At 40.0% G+C, this 14,224-nt stretch carries 17 protein-coding genes; 14 read left to right on the top strand and 3 right to left on the bottom strand.

The genetic code is table 11. The features are described from left to right. Positions 1-10: 10 nt before the first annotated feature. Positions 11-715 carry a DUF1129 domain-containing protein gene (locus tag ACO1PF_RS05155; protein ID WP_423190258.1) on the top strand — a complete coding sequence of 235 codons (705 nt, stop codon included), beginning with the start codon at positions 11-13 and terminating at the stop codon, positions 713-715. A 163-nt stretch (positions 716-878) separates the two neighbouring features. Beyond that, the gene (locus ACO1PF_RS05150; protein ID WP_423190257.1) at positions 879-2,258 is read left to right on the top strand and encodes a Glu/Leu/Phe/Val family dehydrogenase; all 1,380 of its coding nucleotides are present in this window, start codon (positions 879-881) and stop codon (positions 2,256-2,258) included. A 60-nt stretch (positions 2,259-2,318) separates the two neighbouring features. On the opposite strand, the gene ACO1PF_RS05145 is transcribed toward ACO1PF_RS05150, so the two are convergent. Both ACO1PF_RS05145 and ACO1PF_RS05140 read right to left on the bottom strand, forming a co-directional pair. After that, entirely contained in the window at positions 2,319-2,831 is a 513-nt protein-coding gene (locus tag ACO1PF_RS05145) for a methylated-DNA--[protein]-cysteine S-methyltransferase (RefSeq protein ID WP_423190256.1), read from the bottom strand. Positions 2,832-2,902: 71 nt separating this feature from the next. Further along, complete coding sequence (locus tag ACO1PF_RS05140) at positions 2,903-3,544, bottom strand: deoxynucleoside kinase (RefSeq protein ID WP_423190255.1); 642 nt, start codon at positions 3,542-3,544, stop codon at positions 2,903-2,905. A gap of 148 nt (positions 3,545-3,692) precedes the next feature. On the opposite strand from ACO1PF_RS05140, the gene ACO1PF_RS05135 reads away from it, so the two are divergent. Beyond that, positions 3,693-4,355 carry a class I SAM-dependent methyltransferase gene (locus ACO1PF_RS05135; RefSeq protein ID WP_423190254.1) on the top strand — a complete coding sequence of 221 codons (663 nt, stop codon included), beginning with the start codon at positions 3,693-3,695 and terminating at the stop codon, positions 4,353-4,355. A gap of 285 nt (positions 4,356-4,640) precedes the next feature. After that, on the top strand, positions 4,641-5,063 hold the full coding sequence (locus ACO1PF_RS05130) for a cupin domain-containing protein (RefSeq protein ID WP_423190253.1): 423 nt from the start codon (positions 4,641-4,643) through the stop codon (positions 5,061-5,063). A gap of 99 nt (positions 5,064-5,162) precedes the next feature. Here the strand turns inward: ACO1PF_RS05130 and ACO1PF_RS05125 are convergent, their stop codons facing one another. Beyond that, positions 5,163-5,912 carry a sulfite exporter TauE/SafE family protein gene (locus ACO1PF_RS05125; protein WP_423190252.1) on the bottom strand — a complete coding sequence of 250 codons (750 nt, stop codon included), beginning with the start codon at positions 5,910-5,912 and terminating at the stop codon, positions 5,163-5,165. A gap of 131 nt (positions 5,913-6,043) precedes the next feature. Between ACO1PF_RS05125 and ACO1PF_RS05120 the strand changes: the two genes are divergently transcribed. The 10 genes from ACO1PF_RS05120 (at position 6,044) to ACO1PF_RS05075 (ending at position 14,129) form a co-directional block, all read left to right on the top strand. After that, the gene (locus ACO1PF_RS05120) at positions 6,044-6,748 is read left to right on the top strand and encodes a Crp/Fnr family transcriptional regulator (RefSeq protein ID WP_423190251.1); all 705 of its coding nucleotides are present in this window, start codon (positions 6,044-6,046) and stop codon (positions 6,746-6,748) included. A 176-nt stretch (positions 6,749-6,924) separates the two neighbouring features. After that, entirely contained in the window at positions 6,925-7,218 is a 294-nt protein-coding gene (locus ACO1PF_RS05115) for an ArsR/SmtB family transcription factor (RefSeq protein WP_423190250.1), read from the top strand. Positions 7,219-7,273: 55 nt separating this feature from the next. After that, positions 7,274-8,239 (top strand): permease, encoded by a 966-nt coding sequence (locus ACO1PF_RS05110; protein WP_423190506.1) that lies wholly within the window; start codon positions 7,274-7,276, stop codon positions 8,237-8,239. Then, positions 8,205-8,504, top strand: coding sequence for a thioredoxin family protein (locus ACO1PF_RS05105; protein ID WP_423190249.1), 300 nt, complete (start codon positions 8,205-8,207; stop codon positions 8,502-8,504). Before ACO1PF_RS05110 ends, ACO1PF_RS05105 begins: the two co-directional genes overlap by 35 nt. Positions 8,505-8,672: 168 nt before the next feature. Beyond that, on the top strand, positions 8,673-8,906 hold the full coding sequence (locus ACO1PF_RS05100; RefSeq protein ID WP_423190248.1) for a heavy-metal-associated domain-containing protein: 234 nt from the start codon (positions 8,673-8,675) through the stop codon (positions 8,904-8,906). Positions 8,907-8,930: 24 nt separating this feature from the next. Beyond that, on the top strand, positions 8,931-9,233 hold the full coding sequence (locus tag ACO1PF_RS05095) for an iron-sulfur cluster repair di-iron protein, ric (protein ID WP_423190247.1): 303 nt from the start codon (positions 8,931-8,933) through the stop codon (positions 9,231-9,233). 643 nt (positions 9,234-9,876) lie between these two features. Next, positions 9,877-11,769 (top strand): heavy metal translocating P-type ATPase, encoded by a 1,893-nt coding sequence (locus tag ACO1PF_RS05090; RefSeq protein WP_423190246.1) that lies wholly within the window; start codon positions 9,877-9,879, stop codon positions 11,767-11,769. A 317-nt stretch (positions 11,770-12,086) separates the two neighbouring features. Then, the gene (locus ACO1PF_RS05085) at positions 12,087-12,728 is read left to right on the top strand and encodes a hypothetical protein (RefSeq protein ID WP_423190245.1); all 642 of its coding nucleotides are present in this window, start codon (positions 12,087-12,089) and stop codon (positions 12,726-12,728) included. Between the two features lie 29 nt (positions 12,729-12,757). After that, positions 12,758-13,450: a cytochrome c biogenesis CcdA family protein gene (locus ACO1PF_RS05080; protein WP_423190244.1), complete on the top strand. Its 693-nt coding sequence runs from the start codon at positions 12,758-12,760 to the stop codon at positions 13,448-13,450. A 10-nt stretch (positions 13,451-13,460) separates the two neighbouring features. Then, complete coding sequence (locus tag ACO1PF_RS05075; RefSeq protein ID WP_423190243.1) at positions 13,461-14,129, top strand: TlpA family protein disulfide reductase; 669 nt, start codon at positions 13,461-13,463, stop codon at positions 14,127-14,129. The last annotated feature ends 95 nt before the right edge of the window (positions 14,130-14,224 follow it).

Here is a 14,224-nt window from a genome sequence, read left to right as displayed (position 1 = left end):
TATATTAAGCATGTCTAAAAATAAAAAAGTCATTGAACAAGATGATCAAATTGATTATGTTGAAAAAGAAAAAGAAAATGCGACTTTGTTTGATCAGTTAACGAATAAGAATCAAGAATACATGATAAAATTGAATCGCAGACTTGATGATGCCCACATACCTGCTGAACGCAAAACTTTGATTCTAAACGACATGCTGAAAAACATTGTCGCTGAACAAGCGAACCATATAACTGCAAGATCGATTTATGGGACGGTCACAGATCAGGCCCGTTTTCTTATAGAAGGAAAACAAGGTGTTGTAGATAAGCCAGTAGAACGCTCAGAATCATGGAAGATTTATCTGGATGGTGCCCTGCTATTGGGTGGAATGTTCGCCATTATAACAGGTATCTCTTACTTTACGGGGAATCAAGATGCCGGATTAGGGTTCGTCACTCTGCTACTTAACTTTATACTAGGTGGTTTTGCCGTGATGGTGATCACCAAATATGCACCGACACCTGGCGTTAAGGGTGGCTTCTTGAAATATATCCTTGCGACCACCACAACGATGGTTATATGGATAATGCTGATGGCTTTTGGCACGGCGCTGATTCCAGCAGCTATTAATCCGGTAATCCCGGGGCCATATACGATGGCGGTAGGGTTACTCGCTTTCTTAGCAAAATGGTATTTGAAGAAAAGATTGAATATCAAAGGAACATTGATTTAAGTATAGCAAAACATCTTTTATCTATGGATAAAAGATGTTTTTTTATATTATTTTATGTAAAAGTTAAATAAAGACGGTAATGATTCGCAATTAAGGCTTTAATTATGATACAATCATAAGTGGAAAATAAGAAAGTTCTCATTTTGTAGATGGAGGAATTCAGATGACAGAAAATACAACAACACAACTGATTCAAGAGGTTGTCGATTACTTAGTCGAAACAGACACTCAAGAGCTATCAGGCTGGGGAGAAAACCGCAGTGACTGGTTAAATCAAGGTGGGGAACTGCTTAAAGGAATTGATAAACTCATCTCTGGAGATTTACGTATCAAAAAAGATGATGGCAGTATTGGCACCTATCAGGCCTATCGTGTGCAGCACAATAATGCGTGTGGCTATTATAAAGGCGGGATCCGTTTCAGTACAGGAGTCAATCAGTCAGAAGTCAAAACCTTAGCTATGTTGATGACGCTGAAGAATGCCTTACATGATCTGCCATACGGCGGAGGTAAAGGTGGCGTTCATATCGATGTCAGAAAACATTCAGAACGTGAATTGAAAGAAGTCAGTCATGCCTTTGTAAGATTACTTCAAAATGATATCGGGCCGTACCGAGATATTCCGGCCCCAGATGTAGGTTCCGGAACGCAACTGATGGACTGGATGACAGAAGAATACAAACAGTTACATCCCAATCAACCGTTCATCAACACCTTCACCGGTAAGAGTGTTGAAAATGGTGGAACAAATGGAAGAGCGGAATCTACAGGAATCGGCACGTTTTTAAGTTACTATTATTTAGTGGATGCCGTATTGAATGGATCACTCAAAATGAATGGCAAACATTCGGATAAAAAAGAGATGATTCAAGCAATCGGTAAAAAAGAAAACGTCACGGTCGCCGTCCAAGGTTTCGGCAATCTAAGTCGTGCTGCAGCTATCGAAGCGAAAAATTCAGAGAGAAAACATACCGTTATTGCAGTCTCTGACAGCCGTTCAACGGTCTACAGCGCGAAGGGATTAGACGTTGAGAAACTGGCGCCGTTTAAAGAAGAAAATGACCGCTTACCAAACGACAAGGAGCTCAAAGACATGGGCATGGAAGCAGAAGTCCTGGATCCAAATGCCGTTCTGACCTTAGATTGTGATGTGTTGATTTTAGGAGCGATCGAAGACCAGATCACCATAGAAAATCAAGCAGACATTAAAGCGGTTATCCTTGTAGAAGGGGCGAATGGTCCACTTACACAGACAGCCGACGAGTATTTGACTGCTCAAGGTAAAATCGTGATCCCTGATATTTTAGCGAATGCAGGCGGAGTGACGGTATCTTACCTGGAATGGGTCCAAGGGTTTACCAATGAAGTGAAGAGCAAGGAAGATATCTTGGAAAATATGAGTGAGCGTATGAAAGAAGTAAGCATGCGTGTGTATAAGGCTTATTTCTCTTGTGAACATGATGAGTCATTGCGTTTCTTATGTTACAAATTAGCTGTGGTACGCGTGATTCAATTAATGAAAACTTCGGGTAAGATTATTTAAACGAAGTGAATAGGGTATGAGCCTCATTTAAATAAGGGGTTCGAATTCTGATTTTCCGAACTATTTGGTGTCTTGTTCCAGAGAGAGTAATTTCTCTTTCATCGCAAGTCCGCCTCTAAAAGCTCTTGGTTTAGAAGACTTAGGCACCACACGATGACAAGGGTTCACAATGAGCAGAGGATTAGCGGCTAAGGCAGTACCTATCGCACGCGCAGCTTTAGGCGAATAACCGATCAAAGAGGCCAATTCACTATAGGTCAATGTTTCACCGTATGGGATGGCATTCAAGCTGTTCCATACTTTTTTTTGGAAAAGGGTGCCCGTTGAATGTGTGTTGAAAACGAGTGATTGTTTTTCTTTGTTTAAATAAGCGATAAATTCGGCACGGTAAGGTTCTAGTGCACGGTCATCTTCAGATAATTCTGCTTCTGGAAAATGAGCGGTGATCCAGTCTGTCATTTCTTTTTTAGAAGCAGGACTAGACCCGACAAAACAAAGACCTTGATCTGAACTGACAATGTAAAAGGACCAGTCATTGTGCGTTATTTGAGAATAATTGAGTATTTGCAGCATCTTTTAAAGACCTCCAAAAAAATAATTAGTAAAAAAGCTTCCCGGTCAGCCGAGAAGCTTTTTATCGTTGTTTATAAGTCCTGCTGTTTTTTGAGTGCCTGTTTCACTTTGTGCATGACGAGTGCTTGATCTCCTTGACGTTCCAAGTTGATTTCGTCGATATTAATGATCAGTGTCGGGCTCTTATCGTAGGAAGCAAACCAGTCATCATAACGCCCGTGAAGACTTTTGTAATAATTTAAAAGCTCTGAATTGTCTTCGATCTGTTCGAAGGGTCTGCCCCGTTTTTCGATCCGTTTTAAGTGAGTCTCAAAAGAACCTCTCAGGTAAATCAGTAGATCGGGACCTTTTTTAGGCATTCCCGCTATTTCTTCCATCATATTATCTAAAAGATCAGTGTATAAAATCATTTCAGCTTCACTCATATTTCCCTGCTCATAATTGATACGTGTAAATAAGGCGTCTTCATAGATCGAGCGGTCTAAAACGTTATGTCTATGCACTAATGCCTCTTTTATACTTCTAAAGCGTGTGTTTAAAAAGAAAATTTGTAAAGAAAATGCCCATCGTTTTGGGTCATCGTAAAATTTTTCTAATATTGAATTATCATCGACATGCTCATAAAAAGCCTTGCTTCTTAATTCTTTTGAGATCAAAGTGGTATAGGTACTCTTACCGGCCCCAATCATTCCTGCTAATACAATCACAGACATTGTGTCTCCTTCCGAATCGTCAAAATTTCCATCACTAATATCATACCATATTTAAAAAGAGTTGACACTCGGATAATAAGCAATTTAAGAAACTCTCACGGAAATATGATAGTATTAATAGGTGAAAAGAGTGGAGAGGAATGTTATCATGCAATGCAAAATATGTCAGCACGAAACAAGAGAACTCGTTCATCCAGGTAACGGTCAGTTATTTCATGAGTGCTTGAATTGTCAGTTCATATTTAAGAATCCGGCATTTTATTTATCTTCAGAAAAAGAATTTGAACAGTATGAACATCACGAAAACTCGATTGAAGATACCCGTTATGTAGCCTTCTTTGAAAAGTATTTACAAGCTGCAGTCCTTCCGTTTGTCAGTGACGGAAAAAAAGCCTTTGATTTTGGGAGTGGTCCCAGTCCTGTTTTAGCTCAAATCCTGGAACGTGATTACGATTATCATGTTACTATTTACGATTTGTTTTATGCACCTGAAAAAACCTACGAAAATCAGCTCTATGATGTGATCACGACCACAGAAGTTATGGAACATATACCTGATCCGATCGAAACATTCAAGGAATTGAAAACGTTAATGAAAGCAGATGCGATTCTGGTTGTGATGACTCTCTTTCATCCGAAAGACGATAACAAGTTATGGGGCTGGCATTATATTCGTGATTTTACGCATATTTCCTTTTTCACTCCTGAAGCTATGCAGATCCTTGCAGATAAAATCGGTCTGGAAGTCATTTACTGTGATGATCAACGTTATACTACCTTTAAACTAAAGCAATCTGATTCCATAATCTAAATCATATCATAATGATCATAAGCGATAGTCACTAAATTTCAAGCAGTTGATTTATATCAATTTTTCTTCCTTTAAATTAGGTATATTGTATGATCATAGTTAACAGAATACATTATTTAATGAGGTTGTTTACAATCATTACAATGTTGATCTGTCATGTAAAAAGGGTGCTACGGACTTGTTTAATAACCTTTATACATTTTTAATGCATTTGGGTTGAAATAAAAAAGCGATGTGTTACTATTAGATTATAATGATTATAAATAATAAGGAGGAAGATAAGTAATGGGAATAGATTACAAAGATCATGGTAAAAAACCTTATATTATTGACATCGAGGATGCAACGGAAGATAATGAAAATTACCGTACAACGATTTGGACAGGTGAAAAACTTCAGGTGACGTTAATGTCTATTGAGCCCGGTGATGATATTGGTCTGGAAGTTCATCACGGAATCGATCAGTTCATTCGTATCGAAGAAGGAAAAGGCGTATGTAAAATGGGACCGTCAGAAGATAACTTGAACTTTGAAGAAAAAGTTTCAGATGACGATGCTGTTTTTGTTCCGGCCGACATGTGGCACAACATTGAAAACACAGGCGACAAACCGCTTAAATTATATACCATTTATGCTGGACCAGATCATCTTCCTGGAACTTTACATCCAACACATCAAGATGCAGAAAATGATCCAAACGAAAGTTAAATCACAATCTAAAATTCAGATATTTATAAAACCTTCAGGGTCAATTAATTGACCCTGAAGGTTTTTTTGACTATTCTCAATGCTTAAAATAGCCATGAATCAGAAAAAGTCAATAAGAGTAAAGACGCCTAGTAAAAAGATCGATAAGAGAACGATCTTTTTGAATTTTTCTGTTTTTATTCGGGTATAGAGATAATTCCCTGTAAAAATAGCCAGCAACACTGCAGGTAAAGAAAGTACAAAGTAAACACCTAATTCTCTGGTCCAAAAACCGCTTAAAAAATGACTGATCACGATCAATAGACTAGACAATAAAAAATGGGCTTGAAGGGTATCTTTGAACTTGCTGGGTGACCAGTTACTCATTGTACCGTAGAGAACGATGGGTATACCGTTCATATTATAAGCGCTGCCTAACATACCCGCAGAAAAACCAAAGGGTAGACCATAATTCGTATTCGTAAATTCTGTTTGAATAGTTAGTTGTCGTCTTTTTGAACCAAGAACCGAATACACTGAATACGATACAAGAAGAATACCAAGGATCAAACTGATCCATTTTTTTTCGGCATAATTAACTAATAATAAACCGAAAGGAATACCGAATATCGTCGAAACAGACAATTTCAAAAGAATCGTTCGGTCCAGATTTTTCCATCCTGAAAAGATAGAAATGATTGCGACCGTGCAGCCTACGAGTGCTACCAGCGAGACAGTGGTTGAAAAGGGAATGGGGAGCAGCGCGAGTAAGGGCATACTAACGACGGAGTCACCGAAACCGAAAGTAGAGCGCATCAACGAACCTAAAAAGACTGCCCCAATGACTAATATAATTATTGAACTATCCACGTTTTTGCCTCCATCAGTTATTTTGGGGATACCGGTTATCGTGTCAATTACTAGCGTTACTATTGGGATATTATTTAGGGTATCATATATAGTATAATAGGCGAAGCGATTTTTAAGTAGGAGATGTAAAAATGACTAAGCAAAAAAATGAGAATCAACATACAAGCAATCTAATACACAAAAGTTGTGTTTCACATGTTCCGATATTTAATCACTTGAATGCAGATCAGATGGATGAAATTATGAAAACTGTTCAGTCCCAGTCCTTTAAAAAAGGTGACCTGGTCTATCGAGCAGGGGAGACTTCTGATGTCTTGACAATCGTAAATAAAGGAAGTCTGCGCATTTATAGGTTATCCGAATCAGGCAAAGAGCAACTTGTGCGCGTATTAAAGCCGGGAGAGTTCACTGGAGAATTGGCTCTATTTAATGAAACGGTACATGAAAATTTCGCGGAAGCTATGGAGCCTACTTCAGTATGCCAAATCACGCGTTCAGCTCTGCAGGAATTACTGGTAAACTATCCATCTATTTCCATTAAAATTCTACAGAAACTATCGACTCGCGTAGATCAGAGCGAACGGCAGGCGACTCGTTTCACAACCGAATCGACGGAACAACGTTTAGCCTCTTACCTCGTGGATTTACTGGAACCAGATAATCAGTCGGACGTGGTAACACTTCCTTTATCCAAGAAAAATTTAGCTTCTTATATAGGAACAACACCTGAAACAGTGAGCCGGAAATTAAAGGAGTTAGAAGAAATGCAATTAATCAGACGCATCAGTTCCTCGAGAATCAGGATACTCGATGAAGAGGGATTATTATTTTTATAAAGCTATAAACTATCGAAACAAACCCGGAGTAACTATGGCCCGGGTTTTTATTTTGCATTGTATGTGAAAAAAATATAAAGAGTATTGACAGATATCTATATTGGGAGTACTATCTACATAGACGACAATCTATATAGATGGCAATCAATGTTGGTATGATCAATGAAGGAGGATATATGACTGAAGAAGTAACCTATTATGCAGAATTGTTTAAAGTTTTATCGGATGAAACACGCTTGAAGATTTTGCAATTATTATCTAAAAATCAACTGTGTGCCTGCGATCTTATCGAAGAATTTAATATTACCCAACCAACATTGTCTTACCACATGAAAATTTTGCGAGATAAAAATCTTGTGGTAACCCAACGTGAAGGAAACAGAGTATTGTACGCATTGGACAAAGAAAATGTCGATGCATTGATTTCTTTTATCCAATCAATTGGTACGTCCAAACATAGCGTGTCTTAAACTAGGAGATGATGCAGTGAATATTTTTCAATGGTTAAATGATGTATTGTTAAAAATGACTTGGCTCAATGAGTCAATGGCTTGGGTGGTCGAAAATGTCTTCCAACTTGAGCCAACAAGTCGCGTAGGGGCAAGTTTACAATTTTTCCTGTACGATACGATCAAGATTTTTGCCCTACTGTCTGTACTGATTTTTGGGATTTCTGTTATCCAGAGCTATTTTCCCCCAGAGCGAACGCGACGCCTGCTCGGTCAATATAAAGGGATCACCGCGAGTATCTTTTCTGCCTTATTAGGAACAGTGACACCGTTTTGTTCGTGTTCATCTATTCCAATATTCATTGGCTTTACTGGAGCAGGTTTACCTTTAGGTACGACCTTTTCATTCTTGATCTCGTCACCATTAGTTGATTTGGCTTCCGTTATCTTACTGGCTAGCATATTCAACTGGCAAATCGCTATTGCGTACGTTGTCGTGGGACTTGTCTTAGCGGTACTGGGTGGAGGCATCATCGAGAAGGCCAACATGACTGGTGAAGTTGAAAGCTTTGTTTATGGCGTGCCAAATGTTGAGGCAGAAGAAATAAAACTTACTCGAAAAGAGCGTATAGATTTCAGTGTCGCTCAAGTTAAGGAAATTATTCAAAAAATATGGTTATACATTTTAATTGGTGTCGGGATTGGGGCGTTTATTCATAACTGGATCCCTCAAGAAGTAATTACTATGCTTTTAGGACAGGATAAATGGTACTCAGTGCCACTAGCTACCTTGATCGGAGCGCCAATGTATGCAGATATCTTTGGAACGCTGCCTATCGCGGAAGCACTCTTAGCTAAAGGTGTAGGGCTCGGAACGGTATTGGCCTTCATGATGAGCGTGACGGTATTATCCTTGCCTTCACTTATCATGCTGAAAAAAGTGATCAAACCTAAATTGATGACGTTATTTGTCAGTATCGTCATTATTGGCATTTTTATTATAGGTTTTGGCTTCAACGAGTTTAGTTATCTATTTATTTAAAATTTTAAAAATTAAAGGAGAGAATGATAAAATGGAAATCAAAGTATTGGGACCGGGATGTTCAAATTGTATACGTTTAGAAAAAAATGTGGAAAAAGCTATTGAGGGTACAAATCAAGAGGTGACTATTTCGAAAGTAGTCGATCCTGTGGATATTATGAAGTACGGTATCATGAGCACCCCAGGTCTTGTTGTTGATGAGAAAGTTATCTCATATGGTAGAGTGCTAACGCCTAAAGAGATCAAAGCAAAATTAAACCTATAATCATTCATATGGAAAGCACAGACATTCGTGTCTGTGCTTTTTTTCTGTTTTAAAATAAAAAACGAAAACTTGACGGTGATCAAGTATAAGCATTAATTAATTCCTTATACTATGAATGTAAGAGATCGAGAGAAGCTGAGCGACAATTAAGTAAAGGGGAGAATGAAAATGAAAAAAGCAATCATCAAACTAGAAACGCTGGCATGTCCGAGCTGTATGCAGAAAATCGAGAATGCTTTAAAAGGATTGGACGGTATTGATCGGGAAAGCGTCAAAGTGATGTTCAATTCCAGTAAAGTCAAACTAACTTTTGATTCCGACATCGTTACAATAGAAGCAATCGAAAAAGCGATCGAAGAACTCGGCTATCCGGTCATCAAAGCGACAGTTAAAGCCGCTTAACTATATTAGAAAGAAGGAACAACATTGCTGACATTTAACACGGTTCTAAACGACTATTTTCCAAAACTCGAATTTTATACCTTGCCCCTAACGCGTGCGCATGGAAAAAATCATCCCGAAGTCTTTGACGTTTACGATTTATTCCAGACGATGAATGCACAAGTGAAAGAAAACGATTCGGAAAAATTGAATCTAGATAAAGAATTCAAAAAATTACGCGCAGTGACAAACAACTACGCATTACCATCAGATGCGTGTGAAACATACGAGGCAGTGTACAATATGTTGTCTGAAGCTGACGAAGCGTACCACGCTCAAAAAGATTAAAATGAATAAACAAGTTGAAACCCAGAGAGTGAAGTATTCTTTTTGGGTTTTTTTGTAGCATTTTTTTAAATGCAGACAATACTCGCTTTAAGGCGAGTATTACCCTCATGAAGAGAAGGTTTTGAGTTTGGTTCGACAAGTAGCGAGGCTTCTTACGACCCTAATTACCGAATGAGAGCAAGTTCGGTAATTAGCATACCTTTATATAATTGTAATGACCGAACGTCGCCCAGGTTCGACAAGTAGCGAAATGTTTAACACTGGAAATTACCGAATGAGAGCAAGTTCGGTAATTAGCATACCTTTATCTAACTGTAATGACCGAACGTCGCCCAGGTTCGACAAGTAGCGAAATGTTTAACACTGGAAACTACCGAATGAGAGCAAGTTCGGTAATTAGCATGCCTTTATCTAACTGTAATAACCGAACGTCACTTAAATTCAACCTGGAAAGGTTAATAGTTAGATACTTTTTTATGATCACGACAAGTTAAGCGCTTAACATCCGTATGTTCGATTCAGAATATATCAGCATTCAATAAAACTGCTGACTTCACCCAAAAACTTGATCGCAATCAATTCTAATTGAAATAAAACCCATTATACTTAAGTTAACGTCAAGTAAGAGAGAAGAGGAAAAGGCATGCAAAAATTTATATTGAACCAGAAAAAGATAATCACATTGATAAGTGGATCACTGATCGTCATTGGGTTTTTCAGTCGTTTCGTGCTGGGAAATATCATGCTGCTGGAAGGGTCACTCATCATCGCGTCAGTGATTGGGGTCGCGCCGATAGCGATCCAATCGTATCAAGCCTTAAAGGTGAAAGTCATAAGTATCGATGTTCTGGTGACCATCGCAGTCATTGGTGCGCTGCTCATTCAGAACTATGAAGAGTCGGCTATCGTCACGTTCTTGTTCCTGTTTGGTCATTATTTAGAGCAGCGAACACTGAATCAGACACGTTCGGCAATCAAAGAATTGACAGAGATGGCTCCGGAAAGTGCACTTGTACGCCTAAAAAGCGGCGAGTTTGAAGAAGTCGATGTGGACACAGTAAATGAAGGCGATGTTCTCCTCGTTAAAACCGGCGCAAAGGTCCCGGTGGATGGCACGGTCTTGATAGGTGAAGGGTATATCGATGAAGCAAGCATCACCGGCGAATCCGTTCCTGTAACGAAATCAGTGGGATCGGAAGTGTATGCCGGCACTATTTTAGAAAATGGCACGATTCAGATTCAGGCTGACCGTGTGGGAGAAGACACGACTTTTGGAAAAATCATTGAACTGGTGGAAGAAGCGCAGGATTCCAAATCCGAAGCAGAACGATTTATTGACCGTTTCTCAAAATATTACACACCAGCCATCTTGATATTGTCGGTTATCGTCTGGTTGATCAGTCAAAACGTTGAACTGGCGATTACGATCCTGGTCTTAGGCTGTCCGGGGGCCCTGGTTATCGGTGTGCCCGTGTCGAATGTGGCCGGTATCGGAAACGGGGCACGTCACGGAGTGTTGCTCAAAGGCAGTGAAGTGATCCATGACTTTAGCCGGGTGGATACGATCGTCTTTGACAAAACAGGTACGCTGACTGTGGGGAATCCAACAGTTGCTGAAACAGAAATTTATGGAAGGAATACAGAAGAAGCACTCAATTATCTGGCCAGTGTAGAAGCTGAATCAGATCACCCGCTGGCGAAAGCTTTACTGCAGGAAGTTAAGGCAACACGTCTTTTCCCAGTCGAAGAGACTGAAGTGGTCAAGGGCGGCGGTATTGTGGCAAAGGTCAACGGTCACCGGGTCGCTGTAGGTAACGTGGCATTGATGGACAAAGAAGGCGTAAAGCTTGATGCAGGCACCAAACACGATGTTGAGACCTTTGAAAAGAATGGGAATTCACTGGTCCTCACAGCTATCGACGGGGAGCTCAGTGTACTGATGGGTGTTCGTGATCAAGTAAGGCCGGGAGTGAAAGTTGACCTTCAGAAATTGAAAGCATTAGGGGTGAAAAATCTAGTAGTCTTGTCAGGTGACAATCAAGGGACTGTTGATGCCGTCGCCAGTGAGTTGGGACTGACAGAGGCCCACGGACACATGCTGCCGGAAGACAAATCTGCATATATTGGCAAATTACAAGAATCGGGGCAAATCGTAGCCTTTGTTGGGGATGGTGTGAATGACAGTCCATCCTTGGCTTTAGCTGATATAGGGATTGCGATGGGTAGCGGAACAGACGTGGCGATCGAAACATCGGATGTGGTCCTGATGAATTCTGATTTCAGTCGACTACCGCATGCGTTAGGGTTGGTCAAAGCGACAGCGAATAATATGATCCAGAATATCGTGATTGCTGTTGGTGTGGTCTTGGTTTTGCTGGCCAGTGTCTTTTTCAGTGAGTGGATGAACATGTCCATCGGCATGCTGGTTCACGAAGGGAGCATCCTTGTAGTCATCTTCAACGCTATGCGTTTACTCAAATATCGTTTAAGTGAAAGTGAAAAATCAGTGGAAGTTAAAAACGTAAAAACAGCTTAACAATTCTTTAGAAGGCATTCTGCAAAAGCGGGGTGCTTTTTTTGCGTTTTAACAATCAATTTGAAAAGAAAATGTTTTTTCTATCTGACTAAATAGTCACTAAATGTTCAATATACTTTCACGTCTGCGCCTAGCATCGGAGTTGACTCATAGTTAAAATATGTGTAAGCTAGTATAAGTAAACCCCTAGGGGTATAAAAAGATTTGTGGCCGCAGTAAACAATGTCAAAAGATTGGAAATGGACCAATTTATCAATAATTATAACGATTATTACCAGGGAGTACCCTTTTAGGTATATAGAGTTAGGAGAGTTAATGTGGAAAATATAATAGCCAACCCGATGTTCACTGCTATCGTCACTTTAATGATCGGTGTCGGTGTTTGGTTTGGTTTATCAGATGAGTCGACTGGGGTGAAAAAAAGTGTTGCTTCCATATTTATGGATAACGTTTTTTATTTTGTCATGGCCTTATTTGGGATCAATGCACTGCTAAATTTTAATGAAATTATTCAAGTGCCTTATCGGATCCTGCTGTTCTCATCGAATGTGGTTTGGATTGCGACGCTGGGTGTTTTGATATACGGAAGTTATCTCTATGGTGAAAAACTATGGACAGATAAAACGAAAGCGAAGAGTGTGGCCAAGTTGGTGACCACAATAGGCTTAGTGAATCATGCCTACATGTATTACCGCTACACGTCAGTAAATGCCCTTTTATTCATTTTACTTTTCATTAGTTTACTGGTGTCGTTGACGTTCACGCCGTTGACTAGAAAGGTCTCGCCTCTCTTAGTTTTATTGGGATTCGGGGCATTGCATCTACTGATCATGGGCACGCGTTCAGTTATTTATTTCAATTTTGCATTTTCACCTTTAGCCATATTGTCACTGTTTTTAATGTTCAGCGGCTTGCTATTGGGTTATAAAAGGAGGGTTTTACCATCGAAACAGAGCTAACCGCTCTATTAGCTTTTGCTGCAGGCGGGTTGTCATTTTTCTCACCGTGTACGCTACCGCTTTTACCTTTATACTTGTCTTATATCACGGGTAAAAGTGTCAAAGAAGTTAAAGAGAATCAGACGATTGCTTTCAAAAAAACAGTCATGGTGCACTCATTGCTTTTCTTACTGGGAGTCTCCGTGGTTTATGTGAGTTTAGGATTGAGTATCAGTTACTTAGGCGGATTCTTCAGTCAACTTTTGACCGGATCGACCAGTCGTCTCTTGCAAAGGATTGCGGGATTACTGATCATTGTGATGGGGTTAGTTACCGCTGAATGGATCCAAATTCCGGCACTACTGAAAGATACTCGCAAAATGACCGGCAAAAGGACAACCAGCTTTTTATCAAGTTTTCTCATAGGCTTAGGCTTTGCGGCGGGCTGGACGCCTTGTATTGGACCGATTTTCTCATCGATTCTTCTGATCGGTGTTTCAACCGGGACACCACCGGCACTTTATTTAACACTTTATATCATCGGATTTGCGCTTCCATTCTTGCTGGTTTCTTTCTTTATCGGGAAAATGGATAACGTGATGAAGCACAGTCAGAAATGGATGAAAATTGGTGGCATACTCATGATCGTCATGGGTATTCTCCTTTTCACCGGCACACTCGAAATATTATCAGAATGGATCGCCCAGTGGTTAGAAGGCACACCATTCGAGTTACTAGGATAGGAGCGTTTGTATGATAAAAAAAGGATTATGGGCGGTCATTGCCGTCATGCTGGCTTTTGTGATTTTTGATTTTGTTGCCGGGTTGAACCGGGAACAGGAAGTAAGAGAGCAGGCATCTGTGCAGAATGAAATGGGCGTACAGGAAGAATTGGATGCAGAAATGGATCTGGAAGACATGTCTGAAGAAGAAATTGAAGCCCTGATGTATGAATTAGCCGCTCAAAACAGCGAGAATGAAACGGGTTCGATGGTAGAATTTGGCTTGAATCCAGGGAATACGGCGTATGATTTTCAGTTGGAAGATATGGATGGAAATACCGTCCAGTTATCGGACTATAGAGGTCAAAAAGTTTTCCTGAATTTCTGGGCCAGCTGGTGTCCGCCCTGTCGAGTGGAAATGCCTCACTTGCAGGAATTTCATGAAGAACAGGATGACGTGGTAGTTCTAGGGGTCAACGTCATTTCTTCTGAAAGCAATCCGGAAAACGTACCGGTGTTTGTTGAAGAGTTCGGTTTAACCTTTACGAATGTATATGCTCCAACAGATATCACGGACTTGTATCGCGTGGAATCCTTACCGACCTCCTACTTTATCGGCAGTAACGGCGTCATTTATGAACGTGTGGTAGGTCCCGTAACGAAAGACATCTTGGAAGCAAAATTTTCAATGATCGAATAATCGTATCTGGCGCTTTCTCAAAAAATTGAGAAGGCGTTTTTATTTTGTGAAAGACTTTCAAAGTTGGGTGTTTTCATTTAAAATAGAGCGGAACA

The sequence above is a fragment of the Alkalibacterium sp. f15 genome (genome assembly GCF_049389645.1).
GTDB lineage: Bacteria > Bacillota > Bacilli > Lactobacillales > Carnobacteriaceae_A > Alkalibacterium.
This window is presented reverse-complemented; position numbering and strand designations above follow the sequence as displayed.

Bases quoted from the DNA above. Each gene is read 5' to 3' on its own strand.
- ACO1PF_RS05075 (WP_423190243.1), top strand. From the start codon at position 13,461: ATGATAAAAAAAGGATTATGGGCGGTCATTGCCGTCATGCTGGCTTTT.
- ACO1PF_RS05130 (WP_423190253.1), top strand. From the start codon at position 4,641: ATGGGAATAGATTACAAAGATCATGGTAAAAAACCTTATATTATTGAC.
- ACO1PF_RS05135 (WP_423190254.1), top strand. From the start codon at position 3,693: ATGCAATGCAAAATATGTCAGCACGAAACAAGAGAACTCGTTCATCCA.
- ACO1PF_RS05100 (WP_423190248.1), top strand. From the start codon at position 8,673: ATGAAAAAAGCAATCATCAAACTAGAAACGCTGGCATGTCCGAGCTGT.
- ACO1PF_RS05155 (WP_423190258.1), top strand. From the start codon at position 11: ATGTCTAAAAATAAAAAAGTCATTGAACAAGATGATCAAATTGATTAT.
- ACO1PF_RS05120 (WP_423190251.1), top strand. From the start codon at position 6,044: ATGACTAAGCAAAAAAATGAGAATCAACATACAAGCAATCTAATACAC.
- ACO1PF_RS05090 (WP_423190246.1), top strand. From the start codon at position 9,877: ATGCAAAAATTTATATTGAACCAGAAAAAGATAATCACATTGATAAGT.
- ACO1PF_RS05145 (WP_423190256.1), bottom strand. From the start codon at position 2,831: ATGCTGCAAATACTCAATTATTCTCAAATAACGCACAATGACTGGTCC.
- ACO1PF_RS05150 (WP_423190257.1), top strand. From the start codon at position 879: ATGACAGAAAATACAACAACACAACTGATTCAAGAGGTTGTCGATTAC.
- ACO1PF_RS05110 (WP_423190506.1), top strand. From the start codon at position 7,274: ATGACTTGGCTCAATGAGTCAATGGCTTGGGTGGTCGAAAATGTCTTC.
- ACO1PF_RS05140 (WP_423190255.1), bottom strand. From the start codon at position 3,544: ATGTCTGTGATTGTATTAGCAGGAATGATTGGGGCCGGTAAGAGTACC.
- ACO1PF_RS05115 (WP_423190250.1), top strand. From the start codon at position 6,925: ATGACTGAAGAAGTAACCTATTATGCAGAATTGTTTAAAGTTTTATCG.